This is a genomic window from Allorhizobium borbori, assembly GCF_014196535.1.
In the GTDB taxonomy this organism is placed as follows: domain Bacteria; phylum Pseudomonadota; class Alphaproteobacteria; order Rhizobiales; family Rhizobiaceae; genus Ectorhizobium; species Ectorhizobium borbori.
The window spans coordinates 190,010-205,955 of record NZ_JACIDU010000008.1; the positions used below are offsets into that span (position 1 = coordinate 190,010).

Below are 15,946 nucleotides of genomic sequence, written 5' to 3' on the forward strand. Positions count from 1 at the left end.
GTTTTGGCGATACCATCGCCGGCACAACGCGAGCCAACATTCTTGAACAGGATGAAAAGCGACAAATCGATAGCGCCCACCGCTCACAAAACTGTCGCGCTGCCTATATATAGGGTCCGGAAAATCGCAATGCCCGTGACGTGCTGCTCGTTGACAGCGCAATTGCCATACGTCACACAACCAGATCACAAGAGAGAAACGGGGCCGTCATGGTTAAGATCACGGTTGCAGGAATTGGCTATGTCGGGCTGTCGAACGCCATCCTCCTTGCCCAGCACAACGATGTTACCGCTTATGACATCGCCACCCAGAGGGTCGAGAAGCTCAGCAGGAAGCAGTCTCCCGTCGTGGATGCCGAGATCGAAGAGTATCTGGCGACAAAGCCTCTGCACCTGAAGGCTACCACCGACAAGGCAGAGGCCTTCACCGGTGCGGATTTCGTCATCATTGCAACGCCCACGAACTACGACCCGGAGACCAACTATTTCGACACAAGCAGTGTCGAGGCCTGCCTTGCCGATGTGCGCCGGTACAACAAGACGGCGACAGTCGTCATCAAATCCACCATTCCCGTCGGCTACACCAGCGAACTTGCCCAGGAGCGCGGCGATGACCGCCTCATTTTCTCACCCGAGTTTCTGCGGGAAGGCAAGGCACTCTACGACAACCTTTACCCATCACGCATCGTGGTGGGCGCCGATACGCCGGAGGCGCACCAGTTTGCCGAACTGCTTCAACAGGGCGCCATCAAGCAGAACATCGATGTGCTGTTCACGGGATCGAGCGAGGCGGAGGCCATCAAGCTTTTCGCCAATACCTACCTCGCCATGCGCGTGGCCTATTTCAACGAACTCGATTCCTACGCCATGCTTCGCGGGATCGATACGCGCCAGATCATCAAGGGCGTCGGCCTCGACCCCCGCATCGGCAATCACTACAACAACCCCTCCTTCGGCTATGGCGGATATTGCCTGCCGAAGGACACCAAGCAATTGCTTGCCAATTTTCAGGAGGTTCCGCAGAACCTGATCAAGGCCATCGTCGATGCCAATACGACTCGCAAGGACTTTCTGGCGGCCGACATTGCCTCGCGCGAGCCCAACACCGTCGGCGTCTATCGCCTGACAATGAAGAAGAATTCGGACAATTTCCGCGCCTCTTCCATTCAGGGCATTATGAAGCGTATCAAGGCCCGGGGCATCGAGGTGATCGTCTATGAACCGGAATATCCGGGCGCGGACTTTTTCCGCTCCGAGGTTGTCCGCGACCTCGCCGAGTTCAAGAAGCGATCCAACATCATCATTGCCAATCGCCTTTCCGAAGACCTGGCCGACGTTTCGGAGAAGGTCTATACACGCGACCTCTTCGGATCGGACTGAGCGCTGACTGTCCGCCCCATAAAAAAGGCCGCTTTTCAGAGCGGCCTTTTTTATACGTGTCAGCCCTTGCCAGGACGGGGAATGCGGAACCAGGCAACGTAGAGCGCGGGCAGGAAAATCAGCGTCAGCGCCGTCCCAATGATGATGCCACCCATCATCGCGTAGGCCATGGGCCCCCAGAACACCTCGCGCGAGATCGGGATGAGACCGAGCGACGCCGCGGCAGCCGTGAGCATGATCGGCCGCATTCGATGCTCGGTGGCCTCCTTCACCGCCGCCCAGGCTTCCATGCCTTCCTTGCGCAGATCCTCGATCTGCACCACGAGAATGACCGAGTTGCGGATGAGAATGCCGATGAGCGCCAGAACGCCGAGGATCGCCACGAAGCCAAGCGGGGCGTTGGCGGGCAGGAGTGCCGCCACGACGCCAATGACCGCCAGCGGTGCGACGGCAAAAACGAGGAACAGCCGTGAGAAACTCTGGAGCTGGATCATCAGGATCGTCGTCATGACAAGCAGCATGAGCGGCACGACCGCTGCAATCGGCGCCTGACTTTCGGCGCTCGATTCGACCGTACCACCGGTTTCGAGCTTCAGGCCTGACGGCAGCTTGGCTTCAAAGGCGGAGATAGCAGGCGAAAGCTGTTTCACTACGGTATCGGGCTGCGTCGCATCCGCAATACCCGCCTTGACGGTGATGGTCGGCAAACGCGAGCGTCGCCATATCACGGGTTGTTCCACATCGAAGCGGAAATTGGCGACGGCCGAAAGCGGCACGGCGTTCCCGCCGGAACCCGGCAGTTGCAGGTTTTGCAGCGTATCGATGGAGGATCGCTCATCGGCGCGGGCCCGGCCCATCACGTTGATGAGGTAGATGTCGTCCTTGATCTGGGTGATCGTCTGACCGCCGACGATGCCGTTCAGCGCCGTCGCAATATCCTTCGATGACACGCCGAGAAGACGCGCCTTGTCCTGCAGGACATCGACGCGCACGACGCGCACCGGCTCCATCCAGTCGAACACGACATCGGAAAGATGCGGATTTTCGGCCATGACGGCGGCCAGATCCTGCGCGTGCTTGCGCAGGCTTTCGATGTCGCGACCCGAAAGGCGATATTGCACAGGCCGACCGACCGGGGGACCGATATCGAGCAGCTTCACGAAGGCATCCGTGCCGGGGAACGTATCCCGCAGATAGGCGCGGATCTTGGGGCGCAACCGGTCGCGGGCCTCAAGGCTTTTGGTAACGATGATCGTCTGGCCGAAGGACGGTTCAGGCGGCTGCACGTCGAAGGCCAGAACGAAGCGCACCGCACCCATGCCGATATAGGAGGAGTAATGTTCGATATCCGGATTACCGTCGAGCATTTCCTTTTCCAGCCGGCCCATCTGGGCACTGGTATCGGCAATGGAGGCATTGTGCGGCAGCGTCCAGTCGACGATCAGTTCGACACGGTCGGAAGACGGAAAGAACTGCTGCTGCACGAAACCCATGCCGAACAGCGCCAGGAAAAAGGTCGCCACGGTGATGGCGATTGTCGTGTAGCGAAAACGCATGGCAAGATCGAGCAGGGCGGAAAAAGCGCTGCCAACGCGGCCCTTGTGCTCAGGGGCATGCTGCTTCATCGCCTTGGGAAGGATCGTGACGCCAAGAAGCGGCGTAAACACCACGGCCACCACCCAGGAGGTCAGCAGCGACACCGCCAGAACGACGAACAGCGTGAAGGTGAATTCGCCCGCCTGCGATGAGTTGAGGCCGATCGGGATGAAGCCCGCCACCGTCACCAATGTGCCCGTCAGCATCGGGAAGGCCGTCGAAGTGTAGACATGCGTTGCGGCGCGCTCCAGCGGGTCACCCTTTTCGAGCCTCGCCACCATCATTTCGACGGCGATCATCGCATCATCGACCAGAAGGCCGAGCGCGATGATAAGCGCACCGAGCGAGATACGTTGCAGCGAAATGTCGAGCAGCGCCATGACAAGGAAGGTAATGCCGAGTGTGAGCGGCACGGCTAGCGCCACCACGAACCCCGCACGTAGCCCGAGACTGACGAAACTGACAACCAGAACGATCACCACGGCTTCGAACAGTGCTCTGGTGAAACCGGAGACGGCCTCTTCCACCACATGCGGCTGATCGGAAACAAGGTGGACACCAACGCCAACCGGCAGGTCGCTTTCAATGGACTGCATTTCCGCCTTCAGATGCTCACCGAAGGTCAGGAGATTGGCGCCTTGCTTCATGCCGATGGCAAGCGCGATCGCCGGTTTGCCGTTGAAACGGAAGAGTTCGGACGGCGGGTCCGTATAGCCGCGCGTGATGCGGGCGATATCGCTGAGACGGAAGAAGCGGTTGTTGATCCTCAGATTGACCGCTTTCAGATCCTCTTCGGAATTGAATTGGCCCGATACGCGGATGTTGATCCGTTCGGCCCCGGCCTGGATGACGCCGGAGGGCGTGATGGCATTTTGCGCCTGCAGCGTAGCCAGAACCGTCTGCTGGTCCAACCCCATGGCCGCCAGTTCACGGGTGGAGAACTCCAGATAGATCGCTTCGTTCTGGGCGCCGATCAGATCGACCTTGCCGACATTCTCGACGGTCAGCACGCGGGTGCGGGCTTCCTCCACGTAGTCGCGCAATTGCCGGTGCGGCAGATCTTCCGCCGTGAAAGCGTAGATATTGCCGAACACATCGCCGAAGCGGTCGTTGAAGAACGGTCCGACAACACCCGAAGGGAAATCCTTCTGAATGTCGGCGATCATGTTGCGGACCTTCACCCAAGTGTCCGCCACGACCTTGCCGCGCGTGGTGGGCTTCAGGTTCACGAAGATCAGCGTCGAGCCCGGCTTCGTCATCGAGCGGGTATAATCCAGCGTATCGAGTTCCTCGAGCTTGCGCTCGATGCGCTCGGTGACCTGCGTCGTGGTATCTTCCACCGAAGCACCCGGCCAGTTGGCCGAAATGGTCATGGTCTTGATGGTGAAGGATGGATCTTCTTCACGGCCGAGGTCGACATAGGACATGACGCCCGCGACCATGAACAACAGCATGAAGTACCAGATCAACGAGCGGTGCTCGAGTGCCCAGTCGGAGAGATTGAACTTTTTCATCGGGCCTCGTCTCCGGAAAGCTTCACTTTCTGGCCATCCTGCAATTCATGAACTCCAGCGATCACGATGCGCATTCCCTCGCTGATGCCGCTTGCGGGGGTGAAGCCGCTCTCGTCGCGCGTGGCAACGGTAATGTCTTGCCGGCGCACGGTCGCAGTCGCCTCATCCAGCACGAAGACAGAGGTTTTGCCTCCCTCTTCCAGCAGTGCCGCCAGGGGCAGCGTGATGGTTTTTACCAACGCATGTTCGGGACGCGCCGTAATCGTCGTGCCCAGGCGGAAATTCTCCGGCGCATCCGAAAGGGCGATACGCACGCGAAAAGTACGCGTCAACGGATCTGCCTGTGGCGAAACTTCCCGGGCCGTTCCCATGACGCTGACGTTGGGATCGATTTGCAGGCTGACCGCGAAGGCTTCACCCATCGCCACCGTTCCAACGGAAAGCGGCACATCGACAACCGCATCGCGCAGGTCCGGTCGGGCAATGGTGAGAACCGTTTCGCCAGGTGAAATAACCTGCCCCACCTCGGCATCGACGGAGGTGACAACGGCATCGTAATCCGCCGAAATCGTCGTATAGGACAGATGCTCCCGCGCCTTGGAGAGTGCAGCTTCCGCCTTGGCCACGGAAGCCTGAGCGGAAGCACGTCCGAGATCGGCACGTTCGACCATGGACTGCGATGTCGCATCGCCTGCCCGCAGCACCTTGACCCGTTCGGCGGTTGCCTCGGCATCGACAAGCTGCGCGCGCGCGCTGGCGAGATCAGCTTCCGCCGCCTCGAGCGCAAGCTTCATGGAAGTGGGGTCTATGGCTGCAAGCCTTTGGCCCTGTTTCACCATGTCGCCAACCTGCACGTCTCGCGCAACAAGACGCCCAAGGGTTCGAAACCCCATGGGTGTGGAGACCTGTGGCTGGACGGTACCCGCAAACCCCGCATCGACATGATCGGTCGCCTTTGCAACCAGGGAAAGCACCGGACGCACCGGCGGCGGCGCCTTCACCTGTTCCTCACTGCATGCGACGAGAAGCAGAACGGGAGCGAAAATGAAAAAGCGCTTCACGGCTTGTCCTCCCCGAGAATCCGGACTTTCTGCCCCTCGCGCAGGAACTTGGCCCCTTCCGACACGATCTCTGTCCCAGGCGCTATGCCGCGTGAAATGAGCGCGGCCTCCTTTTCATAGGAGAAGACCGATACCTTGCGCATGGCGACCGTCTGCGCGTTCCGGTCAAGGACCCAGACCGCCGGCTCGCCGTCTTTCGAACCGATCGCCGTCCAGGGCACACGGATAACCTGCGTCGGGTCAAGCACCACCCGGCCGCTGATGGCAGCACCGAGCGCCATGTCCGCGCTGACATCGCCAAGATCCGCCTTGATCCGGACCGTGCCCGTCTTGGCGTCGATAGTCGGTGAAATCTCGCGGATCACGCCCTTGGCCGTGACCTCCGGCCGGGTGAGAAGCGCAACGGAAACCTCTACCTGCTGCCCGGTGAAGGCGTTGCGTCTGAGGAAAATGGATTCCTGCACATGAAACACGGCATCGCGGGCGCCATCGCGGGCCAACCGAAACACCATCTGCGCAGCCTGCGCGACCTGACCGACTTCGGCGCTGCGAGCGGTGATGATGCCATCGGCATCAGCGCGCAGTTCTGTATAGCCCAACGCGTCCTGTGCGGAGGCAAGGGACGAGCGGGCCGCATCGACAGCATGCTGGGCGCTGGTCAGCGCCGCACGGGCGGTGTCGTGATCGCCACGGGTCGTCAGACCCTTCTGCAAGAGCTCGGAACTGCGGTTGAACGCCGCCTGAAGCTGTGCCTGCTGGGCTTCGGCCAGCTTCAGGCCAGCATCGGCCGAGGCAAGGTCAGCCTTCTGCTCTTCCGGATCAAGGCGGGCAAGCAGATCACCCGCCTTCACATGCTGCCCGGTATCCACGCTACGCTCTATGATGCGGCCCGAAACCCGGAAGGAAATATCGCTCTCGATCCGCGCCTCGATCTCACCGGTCATGGTTACCGCCGGCGAATAGCTGGTGAACCGCGCCTGCTCCACCTTGACCGGCGTCAGCGGCTTTTCCGCCTGGGACTTGTTGTCGCTGCAACTGGAGAGCAGGAACATCGTCGCGCCGGCCAGAATGACCGGAAGTGTGTGGCGACTTGCAAACAGGCATCGGCCGAACATTCAGAAACTCTCCAGAAAACCAAGCGCAAACATGCAAGTTACGGCGAACATAGGCGAATGCAGGAGAAGCACAAGTGACGTTTTTTAGCAATCGACAATTATCCCTACATACCAGGTCGAGCCGCGCCCGGTGCGTAACGGGTCTTGCCGGAATGTTGGGCGAGAGCTAGTAAATTCAGGGGCAGTGAGCAAAAGGGGGAACGAACACTGAGCGAGACCACGGACACGACGATGGCGATGCATCGCAAGCCGCAATGGCGACATCAGGCCCTGGCCGAAACGCTGTTCCAGCGTATTGCCGCTGGCGAATTTGCCATTGGCACCGCTCTGCCGACGGAACGGGAAATCGCCGCATCGGAAAAAGTCAGCCGCGCCACGGTTCGCGAAGCGTTGCGTTTCCTCGAAAGCCGCGGCATGATCCGTCGGCGCCAGGGGTCGGGCACGATTGTGGTGGCACGGGAGCCGCAGCAATTGCGAATGCCCTTGAACTCTCTTGAGGCCCTGCTCGCCTATCCTGTGGGCACAGAGACCGAGTTGCTGACCGGCGGCCCCGTTTCCCCGCATGACCGCGCCTTTGCCGAGGCCGACCTCGATGAGAGCGGCAACTGGTATTGCTTCTCCTTCAGGCGACGCATGCCTGGCATTGCAGCTCCTGTCTCCTATATCGAGATCTATCTGCTGGAAGAATACGCCGATGTCGAACGCGATGTGCCTCCGGGCGGCGGCGCAGTGTTCGAACTGGTGGAAAAGCGCTACGGCATTCACCCGGCAGAGGCTGTCGTGCGCATCGATGCGCTCGGTGTAGACCGAACGCGGGCGGAAGCTCTGGACGTTGCCGAGGGAACGGCGACGGTTCGCATCCAGCGGCGCTATACCGATGCCGACGGCCGGCTCTATCAGGTTTCAGTGTCGATCTACCCGCAGGACCGCTACGTGTTCGAAACGGTCATTCGCGGATAGGGACGGAGCCGGCTCGTCAGAGCCGGCGGTAATCGTCCTCAATCCGTTCGATATCGTCTTCGCCGATATAGGCCCCTGTGCGAACTTCGACCAACTCGAGCGGAATGCGGCCCTGATTGGCAATGCGATGGAACGTTCCGACCGGGACGTAGAGGGATTCGTTTTCCGTCAGAACGGTTTCATTCTCGCCGATGATGACCGTTGCCGTACCGCGCACGACGACCCAATGTTCGGACCGGTTCATGTGGCGCTGGACCGAGGTCCGTGCACCCGGATCGATCAGCAGACGCTTCACGCCGAAACGTTCACCCGTCAACATCTCCTCCACATAGCCCCAGGGGCGATATGCGCGGCTGTGCAGTTCGGTTACGGCGGCACGCCCCGTGGTCTTGAGGCGATCCACCAGACCCTTGACCTCCTGAGCCCGGGACTTCGGCGCAACGAGGACCGCATCCTTGGTGGCGACCACGACAAGATCCTTGGCCCCAACGACCGTCGTCATCAAGCCGCTCGAATGAATAAGGCAGCCTTCCGAATTCAACGCCAGCCCCTCGCCTTCAATGGCATTTCCGAAGTCATCCTTTTCGGAAACCTCCCAGATGGCGTCCCAACTCCCGATATCGGACCAGGGGAAGTGACCGCGCACGACGGCGATCTTCCTCGTCTTCTCGATCACCGCGTAATCGATGGAATTTTTCGGCGAAGCCTCGAAACTTTCCTTGTCGAAACGCAAGAAGCCGAGATCAGTTTCCCCCTTCTCGACCGACGCTGTCACGGCGTCCAATATTTCCGGCGCATAGGCCCGCAATTCGGCTATCATCACGTCGGAACGGAACAGAAAGTTACCGGAATTCCAGAGATAACCCTTCTCGAGATAGGCAACGGCCTTCTCGGCGTTCGGCTTCTCGACGAAAGCCTCGACAAGGCGCAAATCGTCGTCATCACCGAAAACCGCGCCGGGATTGATGTAACCATAGGAGGTTCGCGGCTCGGACGGCGTCAAGCCGAACACGACGAGATGGCCTTCAAGCGCAGCCTTGCAGCCAAGACGCACGGCTTCCGAAAACAGGTTGTCATCCAGAACCACATGGTCGGCGGCAAGCGCCAGAACAAGGCCACCGGGCGAACGCTTTTCGGCAATGACAGCGGCCGCAGCCATGGCCGCGGCGCTGTCGCGACGGGCCGGCTCAAGCGCGACAAGAACATCAACCCCGACATCCTCCGCCTGCCGACGGGCGAAAAAACGGAAGTCCTCATTGGTAATGACCACGGGATCCCGATAGAGCGCGGGGCTCGAAACACGCTTCAGGGTCTGCTGATAAGTGGAATAGGGGCCGACGAGCGGCTGAAACTGTTTCGGTAGCTGATCGCGGGACACAGGCCACAAGCGCGATCCCGCACCGCCAGCAAGAAGCACAGGAGTAATTTTGCTCACAGTTTCTTTCACGCCGGCAATTCCTTGCAAATATGGTGTAGGAGTTTCATCGGACGTCAAATTCCTTGTCTCGGCCCCGGGAGTCAAGCCGCAAGACGAAATGTTGGCCATATGGTAAAATCCACCGCTTTGCGATTGCCTCACTGGCTTGAACCATAATAATAAATACAGTCTAGCCGATCCGTTGCTTTAGTAACGCGTCAATCCCTGCGACCTGGAGAGAAAATGAGTCTGAAGTTCGGCACCAGCGGCTTGCGTGGCCTTTCCATCGACCTCAAGGGGCGCGCAGCTGCGGTTTACGCCACCGCTTTCGCCCGCCATCTGGTCAATGCCGGGCTTGCGAAAGCAGGCGACCCCATTCTGGTCGGTCGTGACTTCCGCGATTCTAGCCCCGAAATTGCCGCTACGGCAATCGGCGCGCTCGCCCGTTGCGGCCTCGTGCCGCTGGATGTCGGCGCGATACCCACTCCCGCTCTGGCGCTTTACGGTTTGTCGCTGAAGGCAGCGAGCATCATGGTGACGGGGTCGCACATCCCCGCCGACCGCAACGGAATCAAGTTCTATCGTCCGGATGGCGAGATCGACAAAGCCGATGAGTTGGCGATCGCCGCGCAGGCAGCGGCCATTTCCGACATCGACGCGACGCCCGGTGTGGGTGAGGACCGCTCGAACGACGCCATAGCCCTGTTCTACGGGCGCAACATTTCCGTATTGCCGGACAATGCGCTCAACGGGCTCAAGATCGGTGTATACCAACACTCGACTGTAGCGCGCGATCTTCTGGTCGATGTTCTTCGCCACTACGGCGCTGAAGTGACCCCGCTTGGCCGGTCGGAAACCTTCATTCCGGTCGATACGGAAGCCGTTTCCCCGGAAACAATTGCGCTGCTACAGAAATGGTCGGCGGAGTACGGTCTTGACGCCATCGCTTCGGCCGACGGTGACGGCGACCGTCCTCTGCTCACCGAAGAAACCGGCACCCCGCTGCGCGGCGACCTGATCGGCCTGATTACAGCCCGGTTCCTCGGCGCCGACATCGTTTCGACACCGGTGACGTCGAATTCCGGCATCGAGGCCAACGGCGTCTTCACTGTTGTTCGCACCCGCGTCGGCTCACCCTATGTTATTGCCGGCATGATGGAGGCACTGGCTGCTGGCAAAACCAATGTGATGGGCTTCGAAGCCAACGGCGGATTGCTGACTGCTTCACCATTTACGGTGAACGGCAAAAGGCTCGATCCGCTACCGACACGCGACTGCTTCCTTCCCATTCTGGCACCGCTTTATCTGTCAGCGGCACAGAAGAAGTCGCTTTCGACCATTGCGAAGGACTTCAACCTTCCCGTTGCCGCCGCGGACCGGCTGGAAAACTATCCGCTGGAGAAGAGCGGCGCGCTGATGGCGCATTTGCGGGAAACGCGCGCCAATCTTGAGAGCTTCGTCGCACCGGTTGGCGCGGTTGCTGCCGTCAGCGATATTGACGGCCTGCGTATATCGCTTGCGGACGGTAGCACGATACACTTCCGCCCCTCGGGCAATGCACCGGAAATGCGCTGCTATGTCGAAGCGGCCAGCGAAGCCGCGGCAAACGCGCTTCTCGCCAAGGGGCTCGAACTCGCGCGCACTTTCTGACGCAGTACTCATCAAAAACGACGAGTGACCCGCACCGCGCCGGTCACTCGTGCATGATGCGTGTCTGCTGATCAATACGTTCGTCACCGCACAATGCAAAAAGCCCGGCCAAAAGGCCGGGCTTTTTGTTTCATAATCCCACCAGAGATTAGAAATTCTTGATGTTGAGGCGCGTCGAGCGAGCGTTGGCCGAAACATCCGCTGCCGTCGAGGGAACCGAGCCGACGAGATCGAGGAACTTGTAAAGTTCGGTCGCCGTCGAGTTGGTGACATAGATGATGTCGCCGTGCTGCATCGGGAACTTGGAAGCCACAAAGAAGGTAGACGGATCGCGCAGGTTCGCACGGAAGACGACCGGAACGGCCTCGCCCTGGAATTTGGACACATTAGCGCCCAGCTTGACCAGCAGTTCACGACTGACGGTACGATAGATATAGACCTGAGCCGGGTCCGCACGGGAATCGAGCAGACCGCCAGCCTTGCCGAGCGCATCGGCCAGCTTGAGATCGGCATCCTCGAATTCAAACCGGCCATTCGCACCCGACGCACCAAAGGCCATATATGTCCGGCGCTCGCGCTCCACGATAATCGTGTCGTTCGGTGCCACGTAAATGTTTTCGGCAGGCGTCGCGATCAGATGATTATAGCTGATGCGAGCAGAACGCCCGCGACGGGTCAGTGTCACGTAGGACTCAACGTTCGGGGCACTGAGACCACCGGCTTCGGAGATCACATCCAGAATGCGCGAGCCGCCTTCAGAAATCTGGATCTTTGCGGCATTGTTGACGTCACCGAGCACAGCAACCTGTGCAGAGCGGATCGTCAGACGCGAGATCATGATCTGGGGCTCGATTGCACGGTTCGCCAGACGCTCCTCGATCTCCTTCTGCACTTCATCGATGAAGCGGCCGGAGGCGCGGATCTTGCCGGCGTAGGGAACGGTGATGTTGCCTTCGCGGTCAATGCTCTGCTGCGGCAGGGTGATATAGTTGCCGGGACGGCTGCCTGCATCGGCCGGAATGAACAGACCACCGGCCTGGCTTTCGAAGACCGAGACCTGGATGACATCGCCAACGCCGAGCGGAAGTGACGGAATACCGCCCTTGCCGCCGCCGAAGCTGCCTGCAATCGTCGTGCTGGTGGTATCGCCGAGGTAATTCAGTACAGCGCTGTTGATGTCGATCAGTGCGTAGTCAAGACCTGCGGTCTTGCCACCATTCGTTTTCACCGGTTCAATCTTCAGCGCAGCCTGCGCTTCGATCTTCGAGGATGCAGGACCTGAGGCAGATGTTGCCGCACAGCCAGCCAAAGCGGTGGTTGCAAGTAAAACCGATACAGTCAAAAGTCGCATAAGGTCCTCAAGACAATTTTCAACAGTCGCGCAGCCATTTAGACCGAAGGGTAGCCTAGTGCGTGAACAAATCACATTAATAACACTCTTAAGCGCCAATTCTTAATGCACTGTTGCGGAACAAGCACATACTGCCTTCATCAGTCAGAATCTCGGGAGTCTTTAACCACGGTTTTCCACAGACGGCAACGCAAGCGAATGTTCATTTTCTGGGTACGATGATTGGCGATCGAGTTTATTCAGGCATTTTACAGTCCTCGGACACAATAAGACATCATCGCTGTGCGACAGGAATCTTATGCCGGGATGCTCGAGGAGAATTTTACTCCACGGATCAGACCCGACCGAAGCGCTGATTGAGGAAATTCGTGATTGGCCGCTCGAAGAACCGGTAAGTCACGACCGACGCACCGACACTGACGACCACACCAACGCCGAATGTGACCAGCGAGGGCAAACCAAGCCTGCCGCCGATGATCGCCACGATATTCGCCGTAAATGCGTGAACCAGATAGAGCGCATAGGACGCATCACCCCCAACCTCCAGCCAGCGCGCAACGCGGTTTTTCGGCGTAAAGTCCACGAACACTGCACCGATGAAGATGAACGCGGCGGGTATGCCACCGGTCACAAGGCGCGGCATGAAAGTGTAGCTTCCCGTCTGGTAGAAGATGACGGCCAGAAGCACGCCAACCACCATGAAAGCGACGGCGACAAGCGGCGATATTCTTCTATCGGTATTGAGAAAAATCGCTGCCAGTGCGATCCCGATCAGGAATTCGAAGATAATCCAGTCACCGACATAATGCAGGAACCACCAGGATTCCGGAGCCGCCATGTGTCCGGCCACGAGAGCGGAAAACGCCAGAAAAGCGAAGATCAAACCGCTGCGGCGCGACATGGAAAGCGCGATTGCGAACACGATGTAGAAGATAATCTCGTAATTCAGCGTCCACCCCAGAGAAAAGACCGGGAAAATCTCGCCATTCGCCCTTGGCCAGGGGATGAAGAGATAGGACGCTATCAGATGAACCGGATCGAGAACATTGTTGTTGATCAACTGCTTCGCGGACAGGATGGAGGCCACCATCAGCGTCGTGCAGGCCCAGTACAACGGCACGACACGAATAAGGCGACGACGCAGAAATTTTCCGGAAATGCCTGGCTCACCAAATCGGTCGCGCATCAGATAATACATGATGAAGCCACTGATGATGAAGAACACATCGACACCGAGGCCCCAATCGAAAGGATAAACCATCCGGAACACGGAAGAATCGACCTGATCATGCTCTTCAACAGCGACCCCGATGTGGGCCAAAGCAACCGAAAGAGCCGCAAAAAAGCGCAGTATCTGTATATTTGTAACGTATTTTGGCGCCATAAGACCTCCATCGGCCGCGTTGGGCAGAGTTACTCTCGTCAGAGCCGATGTAAAGATCTGGGTAGCACAAATTGATTGACGAAACCTCATCAAAATAAACCACGGCTAACTATCAGGAAAAACGAATATCCTCGTCGTTCAGGTTAATGTCAGGATAATCTCTTAACCGGAGACCCCTTCATGACTCAAATCTCGATTTCTGTAACATGCGCCCTCACTCTGCCTCGTCTTGGCCGTGGGACGACGACGCAGAACTACCGTGCTTTGTTTGCCCGCATCGATAGCGGAGGACCTGGCGTTCCGTTGATGGTATCTTTGCCAGCCGATGGCGTGGTTCGTCTGGTCGCAAGACTCTAAATGAGGGCCTCGATAGCGGCGTCATCAAACCGTCTCAATTTATTGTGCTGTTGATCGCGACAAATGCTTTGTTACGATCAGATCCGGTCGACGCCGATGTGCCGCGACCGGACAGACACCGCCATCGCCCGCCCGCCACCCTCACTTGCAGGACGCCAGATGCAACTTAAAACCCTTCTCCTGAGTGCGGACAGCGCGACAAAGCGCATCGTCTGGGTCGACAATGCGAAAGCGCTGCTGATCGTCCTCGTCGTGCTCGGGCATTTCGCGGCCTTGTGGTACAGGGTGAAAACGATCGATTACGCCTTTCACCTGCCAGCCTTCCTCTTCCTGACCGGCTTCATGCTGTCCTCACGGCTGGAAGCCACGACGTTCAGAGACTTTCTCGGCAAGTATGTCTTCCCGTTCGCCCGGCTATATGCCGTCGTGAGCGTGTTTTCCATCATCATCTGGATCGTGCTGCGGCGTAAATTCCACGTCGAAATCGACAGCGTGCTGACAGCGATCTGGCAATCGATTTACGGAACACAGGCGGACGGTGACCGTTTCCTGCATGAAAACGGGCCGATCTGGTATCTGCCGTTCCTCGTTTCCACGTTCCTCGTGCTATATGCCACCATGCGGCTGCCGACGCTCGCCCGCATACCGGTCTTCATCGCACTCTTCCTCTTTACGACGAACTATAGCGGACCGCGCCTGCCCTGGGCGCTGGACGCAACGGGCGTCGGCCTTGCTTTTGTCGGCGCGGGGCTGCTGTTCCGCCGCTCGCTCGAAGGCCCAGTTGGACGCATCGAAATCCAGCGCTGGATGCTTGTGCCGATTGGTGTTGTGGCTGCCCTCGCCATGGCGGCGCTTGCCCTGAAAAACGGCACAGCCAACATCAATATCATGGAGTTCGGACGTAATAATCTGATCTATCTGCTGGCTGCGTTTCTGGGCACGATGGCCGTAGCAGCCCTTTGCCTGCTTGTGCCGCGTACCAAACTCGCCGATCTTCTTTCGACGCACTCGCTGGTCATCTTCTGCATTCACATCTATGCCGTGAAGGAACTGAAGGGACCACTGGGAATGGTGCCCTGGCCGGCAAAGCAATTAGCCCTGCCGTTTATCGCGCTGGCGATTGCCATCGTCTGCGCCCTGATCTCGGTGGCCATCATGCCAGCCCTCGAGCGCTATGTGATGCGTCGTCCGCGCGGCAAGCCGGTCGTTCAGCCTCCCGCTGATTCGAAAAGCAGCATGTCGGCGATCAAGCCGTAATGGTTCGAACCGGCCGGGCCGATGCGCCCGGCCTTGACCAGCCGCATTGGCGGCCGGGCGAAAATGTGATCGATCGCCAGTCCAACGGGTGCCGCGCCCACAGGCCAGGTTGCCGGCTCCAGGGGAAGCGTGCGCAAGCCGGTTCGCCGCAACAGGCCCTGCATGTCGGGCGCGAGAACCGAAGCATTGAAATCGCCAGACAGCACGAGCGGCCCGTCCAGTTTTTCCAGACGCCGGGCAAGACGGCGCGCCTCCCTGTTATGGTAGTCATCGTAATAGGGCTTGCTCAGATGTGCCGCCACGATATTGACGGGCCTTCCCGCGAGATCGATAACGGCAAGCGCAAGCCGCTCAGGCCAAAGATTACTGAGAGTTCCCAGTTCCGCCGAGCGGAACGGATGCCTGGATAACAACACCAGGTCGCAGGAGCGGGGTCCTGTCGTTGAACAGCCGAGCTGATAGGGATAGGCCACGCGCAAACGGTCCAGATACGGACGCACCGGACCCGCCTCCATCAACGATACCACATCTGCACCCGACGCCAGCACGATATCGGCCACCTCGCTACCGCCCTCGTCATTCGTGAAGAGGACGTTGAACGACAGCACACGAAACGGCACACCACCCGCGCCATCGCTGGCAGTGGCGGCCGGAAGAGCGTGGCTCTGCATCAGAATCACACCGTAACCGACCATGCCGAGAGAGATAGACAACATCAGCCAGCCATACCAGCCACGCCGCAGCACGAGGGCAAGCGCGCAGGCCACGACGCACAGGACAGCGATATGCAAATGCAGGCTGAATGCGACCGCAACGATGCCGGAGGTCAGAAAGAAGCGGGAAGCGAGAAGAACGAGTGCGAGCGTGACAAGCGTGAGGGCGGAGTGACAGAGGGCAGTTCGCAT

At 59.0% G+C, this 15,946-nt stretch carries 11 protein-coding genes; 4 read left to right on the forward strand and 7 right to left on the reverse strand.

Translation table 11 applies throughout. The features are described from left to right. Window positions 1-209 precede the first annotated feature (209 nt). Complete coding sequence (locus tag GGQ66_RS11790) at window positions 210-1,379, forward strand: nucleotide sugar dehydrogenase (RefSeq protein WP_183792692.1); 1,170 nt, start codon at window positions 210-212, stop codon at window positions 1,377-1,379. 59 nt (window positions 1,380-1,438) lie between these two features. Here GGQ66_RS11790 and GGQ66_RS11795 read toward each other — a convergent pair whose 3' ends face one another. Genes GGQ66_RS11795 through GGQ66_RS11805 form a run of 3 tightly spaced genes read right to left on the reverse strand, consistent with a single transcriptional unit; the run spans window position 1,439 to window position 6,665 of the window. Beyond that, window positions 1,439-4,489, reverse strand: a complete 3,051-nt coding sequence (locus GGQ66_RS11795) for an efflux RND transporter permease subunit (protein ID WP_183792694.1) — start codon at window positions 4,487-4,489, stop codon at window positions 1,439-1,441. After that, entirely contained in the window at window positions 4,486-5,550 is a 1,065-nt protein-coding gene (locus GGQ66_RS11800; RefSeq protein ID WP_183792695.1) for an efflux RND transporter periplasmic adaptor subunit, read from the reverse strand. The genes GGQ66_RS11795 and GGQ66_RS11800 overlap by 4 nt, the downstream gene beginning before the upstream one ends. Continuing rightward, the gene (locus tag GGQ66_RS11805; protein ID WP_237358885.1) at window positions 5,547-6,665 is read right to left on the reverse strand and encodes an efflux RND transporter periplasmic adaptor subunit; all 1,119 of its coding nucleotides are present in this window, start codon (window positions 6,663-6,665) and stop codon (window positions 5,547-5,549) included. Before GGQ66_RS11805 ends, GGQ66_RS11800 begins: the two co-directional genes overlap by 4 nt. Before the next feature lie 231 nt (window positions 6,666-6,896). On the opposite strand from GGQ66_RS11805, the gene GGQ66_RS11810 reads away from it, so the two are divergent. Continuing rightward, window positions 6,897-7,625: a GntR family transcriptional regulator gene (locus GGQ66_RS11810; protein ID WP_183792697.1), complete on the forward strand. Its 729-nt coding sequence runs from the start codon at window positions 6,897-6,899 to the stop codon at window positions 7,623-7,625. 16 nt (window positions 7,626-7,641) lie between these two features. Here GGQ66_RS11810 and GGQ66_RS11815 read toward each other — a convergent pair whose 3' ends face one another. Continuing rightward, window positions 7,642-9,072: a mannose-1-phosphate guanylyltransferase/mannose-6-phosphate isomerase gene (locus tag GGQ66_RS11815; RefSeq protein ID WP_370686336.1), complete on the reverse strand. Its 1,431-nt coding sequence runs from the start codon at window positions 9,070-9,072 to the stop codon at window positions 7,642-7,644. Window positions 9,073-9,285: 213 nt separating this feature from the next. On the opposite strand from GGQ66_RS11815, the gene GGQ66_RS11820 reads away from it, so the two are divergent. After that, entirely contained in the window at window positions 9,286-10,692 is a 1,407-nt protein-coding gene (locus GGQ66_RS11820) for a phosphomannomutase (RefSeq protein ID WP_183792701.1), read from the forward strand. A gap of 148 nt (window positions 10,693-10,840) precedes the next feature. Here GGQ66_RS11820 and GGQ66_RS11825 read toward each other — a convergent pair whose 3' ends face one another. Beyond that, a complete protein-coding gene (locus GGQ66_RS11825) occupies window positions 10,841-12,043 on the reverse strand; it encodes a polysaccharide biosynthesis/export family protein (protein ID WP_183792703.1) in 1,203 nt (400 codons plus the stop codon). Window positions 12,044-12,377: 334 nt separating this feature from the next. Continuing rightward, window positions 12,378-13,517: an acyltransferase family protein gene (locus GGQ66_RS11830; RefSeq protein WP_306414073.1), complete on the reverse strand. Its 1,140-nt coding sequence runs from the start codon at window positions 13,515-13,517 to the stop codon at window positions 12,378-12,380. A gap of 426 nt (window positions 13,518-13,943) precedes the next feature. On the opposite strand from GGQ66_RS11830, the gene GGQ66_RS11835 reads away from it, so the two are divergent. Next, on the forward strand, window positions 13,944-15,041 hold the full coding sequence (locus GGQ66_RS11835) for an acyltransferase family protein (protein WP_183792707.1): 1,098 nt from the start codon (window positions 13,944-13,946) through the stop codon (window positions 15,039-15,041). Here the strand turns inward: GGQ66_RS11835 and GGQ66_RS11840 are convergent. Beyond that, complete coding sequence (locus GGQ66_RS11840; RefSeq protein ID WP_183792709.1) at window positions 14,993-15,946, reverse strand: endonuclease/exonuclease/phosphatase family protein; 954 nt, start codon at window positions 15,944-15,946, stop codon at window positions 14,993-14,995. The two genes, GGQ66_RS11835 and GGQ66_RS11840, sit on opposite strands and share 49 nt — an antisense overlap.

Coding starts and splice junctions, on each gene's coding strand:
- GGQ66_RS11790 (WP_183792692.1), top strand. CDS start 210: ATGGTTAAGATCACGGTTGCAGGAATTGGCTATGTCGGGCTGTCGAAC.
- GGQ66_RS11835 (WP_183792707.1), top strand. CDS start 13,944: ATGCAACTTAAAACCCTTCTCCTGAGTGCGGACAGCGCGACAAAGCGC.
- GGQ66_RS11810 (WP_183792697.1), top strand. CDS start 6,897: ATGGCGATGCATCGCAAGCCGCAATGGCGACATCAGGCCCTGGCCGAA.
- GGQ66_RS11830 (WP_306414073.1), bottom strand. CDS start 13,517: ATGAGGTTTCGTCAATCAATTTGTGCTACCCAGATCTTTACATCGGCT.
- GGQ66_RS11825 (WP_183792703.1), bottom strand. CDS start 12,043: ATGCGACTTTTGACTGTATCGGTTTTACTTGCAACCACCGCTTTGGCT.
- GGQ66_RS11795 (WP_183792694.1), bottom strand. CDS start 4,489: ATGAAAAAGTTCAATCTCTCCGACTGGGCACTCGAGCACCGCTCGTTG.
- GGQ66_RS11840 (WP_183792709.1), bottom strand. CDS start 15,946: ATGCGAACTGCCCTCTGTCACTCCGCCCTCACGCTTGTCACGCTCGCA.
- GGQ66_RS11820 (WP_183792701.1), top strand. CDS start 9,286: ATGAGTCTGAAGTTCGGCACCAGCGGCTTGCGTGGCCTTTCCATCGAC.
- GGQ66_RS11805 (WP_237358885.1), bottom strand. CDS start 6,665: ATGTTCGGCCGATGCCTGTTTGCAAGTCGCCACACACTTCCGGTCATT.